Source organism: Brevundimonas sp. (genome assembly GCF_032017145.1).
GTDB lineage: Bacteria > Pseudomonadota > Alphaproteobacteria > Caulobacterales > Caulobacteraceae > Brevundimonas.
In genome coordinates this window covers 1-4,476 of sequence record NZ_DALZQC010000164.1, presented here as the reverse complement: position 1 = coordinate 4,476, position 4,476 = coordinate 1, and the positions used below count along the sequence as shown (strand labels likewise).

Genomic DNA, 4,476 nt, shown 5'->3' with positions numbered 1-4,476 from the left:
GGCGCCGGCCAGGCGCGGCCGCCCGCCCAAGGCGCAAGGCAATGCGGCCGGCGAGACGCGCGACCTGATCCTGGACGCGGCCGAGGACCTGTTCTCCAAACACGGCTTCTATGGCGTCACCATCCGCGAGGTGGCGCGCGAGGCCGGCGTGGACACCGCCCTGGTCCACTATTATTTCGGGGCCAAGCGCGACCTGTTCGACGCGGTCTTCCTGCGCCGGGCCGAGGTGTGGAACGCCGACCGGGTCGCCGCCATCGACCGTTACGCCGAAGCCGTGGGCGACGACATGACGCTGGAGGGGTTGCTGGAAGCCTTCCTGCGGCCGCCGTTCGAATGGTCGCTGAAGGGCGGGCCGGGGTGGAAACACTATGCCGCCCTGGTGGCCCAGACCAACGCCAACCCCAGCTTCGGCGGCGAGACGATGGCGCGGTATTTCGACCCGGCCATCCACCGGCTGATCGAACTGATCGCGCGGGTTTTGCCGGGCGCCAGTGAGGTCGATCTGTACTGGGGCTATCACAATCTGTCGGGCGCCCTGACCCTGACGCTGGGCGAGACGGGGCGGCTGGACCGGCTGTCGAACGGGCGGGCGCGCTCGGGCGATCTGGAGACGGCGGGCGACTATATGGTCCGGTTCGCCGCTGCGGGCTTCCGCGCCGTGGCCGGGATGTCGGCCGACAAGGGCTGAGCGTTCAAGCCGGGCCGAAGAAGATCGCCCACATCAAGCGGCCGGGCAGGAAGGTCAGAAGACCCGCCACGATCAGCCCGCCGACGAACATGCCCGTCATGGCGCGCCGATGGGTGGCCACGCGGTGACGGCGCGCGGCATAGATCGCCATCGGCAAGGCGACCATGGTCCAGCCGCTGAGCAGATGGATCAGCGACAGCCCGCCCGGCCCGCCGGGATTGATCTGATGGATGAAGAAGGAGGTGATTGCGGTCGTCGCCATGGCCAGGACCCAGACCCAGCCCAGGGTCCGGTGCAGTCGGTCGCCCTTCACCCCCGCCAGCAGGACGAGGCCGATGGCCAAGGCGATCAGGGCCGCCGCGACATGGATCTGAATGGCGGCGGGGGCGGCCGCAAGCAGACCCCAGCGCGGGGCGTGGAAGGCCAGGGCGCCCGCACCGACCAAACGCCCCCCGTCGCGGATCAGATAACCGACCAGGGGCGCGCCCAGCAGGGTCAGGGCGACGGCGGAGGGGACGAGGCGGTTCAGGCGGGTCATGGGGATCATGGGGCGGCGGTCCTGTCTTTCCCGTTTGCTGACAGGCCGAGCGACGAGGCGCATCGCGCGCTTCGCCAACGACCGCGCGTCTTGCGCCAACGCCCACCCCGCTTTCGCCGAAGCGGAAATCATGGTCTCAAGACCCGAACCGCCCTTCCCGAAAGCCGCCCGACCGCCATGACATCCGCCGCCGCCGACCGTCGTCGCATCTTCGTCAGGGGACTGATCGTCGCCGTGGCGGGCGGGGTCTTTTTGGCCGTGACCGGAGCGTTCGGCACCTCGGGCGCGCCGTTCGGGCCGCGCCTGGCCTATTGGGTGCTGGTGATGGTGACGGGCGGCCTGTGGGGCCATCTGTGCGGGGCGCTGGTCAGCCGGTTCCTGGACATGGACGAGCGGCCCTGGCTGAACATCGCCGTGATGACAGCGGTCATCACCGGCCCCTTGAGCGTGGTGGTCTGGGCGGCGACGGGGTTGTTCTTCGGCCAGCGCCTGTATCCGCTGGGCGCCCTGCCGCAACTGGTCCTGCCGGTGCTGATCGTGACGGCGGCGGTGACGACGCTGAACGTCTTTCTGGGACGCGCCCAGCCGGTGCAGACCCACGCCCCGACGGCCAGCGAACCGGCGCGGCCGGCCCGGTTCCTGGACCGGCTGCCGTTGCGGCTGAAGGGCGCGACGATCCGCGCGGTCCAGGCCGAGGACCATTATCTGCGCATCCACACCGACCGGGGGTCGGACCTGATCCTGATGCGGCTGTCGGATGCGGTGGAGGAGCTGGAAGGGCTGGAGGGCGCCCAGACGCACCGCAGCTGGTGGGTGGCCAAGGACGCCGTCCGGGGAGTCCAGCGCGGCGACGGCCGGGCCACCCTGACGCTGGACGGCGGCCTGTCGGCCCCGGTCAGCCGCCGCTACGCCCGGATGCTGCGCGACGCCGACTGGTGGTGATCCCGCCTAGCCGGCCGGACGATCCACGACGGGGCCGCTTTCGCCCGCGCTCATGATGGCCGAGGAAGAGGCGGCGCAGCCCGTCAGGGTGTCGGCGCCGATCTCGACACGCGCGGTCAGGGGATAGGTGCGGTCGCTCATCCCGTCCGAACATTCGGTGGCGATCAGGGTGACGTTCAGCGGCTGGGTCAGATCGGTCGAACTGGCGAAGGTCGCCACCGTCCCCTGGACCGTCGCGCCCCGATTGGGCGCGCGCTGGGCCGGCTGGTCGACGCGGGTGTAGATCAGGGCGTCGGGGGTGATCTCGACGCTCCAGAAGGGTTCCGTGCCCAGGGCGCGGACCGGCTTGCCCAGGTCCACACCGGCCAGGACGGCGGCGGCCTGAGGCTCCGGCGCGGCCTTGGGCTTGGCGTCGTCGCGGTCATAGCAGCCGGCGAGAGACAGGCCCGCCAGGACGGTGGATGCGGCGAGGACGAGCGGGATGGGGCGCATGGCGGGTCTCCTCGACGAACGACCAGGGGTTGGGAAGGCAGGCCGCAGGTGATTAGCCGGACGGCCTCGGTCAAGGGGCGACGCCGGGTTATGGTGCCGCCATGTCGATTCGCCCGACCGCATATGAGTTCTTCGCCGGGGGGGGCCTGGCCGGCCTGGGCATGGCCGGGTTCGACACGATCTTCGCCAACGACATGGACCCGGCCAAGGCGCTGGCCTTCACGGCCAATCACCCCGAGACGCCGTTCCGGCAGGGCGACGTCTGGAGCCTGACGGTCGACGATCTGCCCGGACGGCCGGACCTGGCCTGGGCCTCCTCGCCCTGTCAGGACGTCAGCCTGGCGGGCGCGCGCGGCGGGCTGGAGGCGGGACGGTCGGGCGCCTTCTGGGGGTTCTGGCGGCTGATGCAGGGCTTGGCGGCCGAGGGGCGCGGGGCCCGCGTCGTGGTGCTGGAGAATGTGATCGGCCTGTTGACGTCCGGCCAGGGGCGGGATTTCGCGGCGGTGTGCGCGGCCATGGTCGAGGCGGGCTATACGGTCGGGGCGCTGGAGATGGACGCGGCCCACTGGCTGCCCCAGTCGCGGCCGCGCCTGTTCGTGGTGGCGGTCAAGGGCGAGGCGCCGCGCGCGTCAGGGCCTGTCGCCCCGTTCCATTCGGCCCGTCTGGTCGCCGCCCAGGCCCGCCTGCCAGAGGCGGTCAAGGCGGCCTGGGCCTGGTGGTCCCTGCCCCAGCCACCCCGGCGCAACCTGGATCTGGCCGCCGTGCTGGAGCCGGACGCGGCGGTCGCCTGGCTGGACGATCCCGAGGCGATCCTGGCGCTGGCCGCCCCTCTGCACCGGGCGCGGGTCGCGGCGGCCCTGGCGTCGGGCCAACGCACGGTCGGCGCCGCCTATCGCCGGGTTCGCGTGGAGGACGGCCGCAAGGTCCAGAGGCTGGAGATCCGCTTCGACGGTCTGGCCGGGTGCCTGCGGACGCCGGCGGGCGGATCGTCCCGGCAATATGTCGTGGTGTGCGACCAGGGCCGGGTCAGGGTGCGACGCCTGACCGGGCGCGAGGCGGCGCGGCTGATGGGGGTGTCGGACGCCTATCGCCTGCCGACCAGCGAAAGCGCGGCGCTGAAGCTGATGGGCGATGCGGTGGCCGTGCCGGTGGTGCGCGCCCTGACCGAGGGCCTGCTGGCCCCCGCCCTGGCGGGGCGTCCGGCGGCGGCCTGATCAGGCGAAGGCGGCGAGATCGCACCCTTGAGAAAAACAGTGCAATGGGTGCAATCTTGCGACAGCGCATTGCTTTTGCTGGGATAATTCCCTGACCTGAATTGCACAGGTGCAAGAGGGTGCAACTTCACCCGGAAAGTTGGACTGCTAAAAAAACAGTCCAACGAGTCCAAGAGTCCAAGTCGTGCGGATGGCGATGTCAAAGACCGGGCGGGGATTATAACCCGGTCTGACGGTGCGGTCGGAAAGATGACGATCCGGCGGCTCAACCGTTTGAAAAGGCGGCTGTCTCCTTCGTCAAATAGGATGGCTGGAGCTGTGGCGGCCCTGTGCGCCCCACCCTGTCGCTCTTTTCCGCTCATCCTGGCTTTCGCCGGAATGAGCGGAGGAGGCGGATAACCGAACCGGACGCGGCCCCTCGGGACGAGCCCGAGGGTGACGGGTTTTCGGTTTTAGCGCTGGACCCACTGACCCTGGGCGTTGCGATACCATTGGCCGGACGAGATGCGCGGCAGCAGCTGGGCCTCGAACATCCGGGCGCCGGCCACGTCGGCGGAGGTGCCGGCGTCGCTGGCGCTGCGGGCGTAGGCCGCGCGGCGGCC

The 4,476-nt window shown here is 70.7% G+C and carries 6 protein-coding genes; 3 read left to right on the top strand and 3 right to left on the bottom strand.

Annotation, left to right across the window (positions count from 1 at the left end; genetic code table 11):
• Positions 1 to 688: TetR/AcrR family transcriptional regulator (locus RTU05_RS17105; protein ID WP_312599515.1), on the top strand; the 688-nt coding region annotated here is incomplete at its 5' end.
• A gap of 4 nt (positions 689 to 692) precedes the next feature.
• Here RTU05_RS17105 and RTU05_RS17100 read toward each other — a convergent pair.
• A complete protein-coding gene (locus tag RTU05_RS17100) occupies positions 693 to 1,235 on the bottom strand; it encodes a DUF2306 domain-containing protein (protein ID WP_409411646.1) in 543 nt (180 codons plus the stop codon).
• A gap of 168 nt (positions 1,236 to 1,403) precedes the next feature.
• On the opposite strand from RTU05_RS17100, the gene RTU05_RS17095 reads away from it, so the two are divergent.
• Positions 1,404 to 2,168, top strand: coding sequence for a LytTR family DNA-binding domain-containing protein (locus RTU05_RS17095; RefSeq protein WP_312599514.1), 765 nt, complete (start codon positions 1,404 to 1,406; stop codon positions 2,166 to 2,168).
• A 6-nt stretch (positions 2,169 to 2,174) separates the two neighbouring features.
• On the opposite strand, the gene RTU05_RS17090 is transcribed toward RTU05_RS17095, so the two are convergent.
• A complete protein-coding gene (locus RTU05_RS17090; protein ID WP_312599513.1) occupies positions 2,175 to 2,660 on the bottom strand; it encodes a hypothetical protein in 486 nt (161 codons plus the stop codon).
• 101 nt (positions 2,661 to 2,761) lie between these two features.
• Between RTU05_RS17090 and RTU05_RS17085 the strand changes: the two genes are divergently transcribed.
• Positions 2,762 to 3,874: a DNA cytosine methyltransferase gene (locus tag RTU05_RS17085; protein WP_312599512.1), complete on the top strand. Its 1,113-nt coding sequence runs from the start codon at positions 2,762 to 2,764 to the stop codon at positions 3,872 to 3,874.
• A gap of 452 nt (positions 3,875 to 4,326) precedes the next feature.
• On the opposite strand, the gene RTU05_RS17080 is transcribed toward RTU05_RS17085, so the two are convergent.
• A partial coding sequence (locus tag RTU05_RS17080; protein ID WP_312599516.1) for a DUF1318 domain-containing protein occupies positions 4,327 to 4,476 on the bottom strand: 150 nt, incomplete at its 5' end.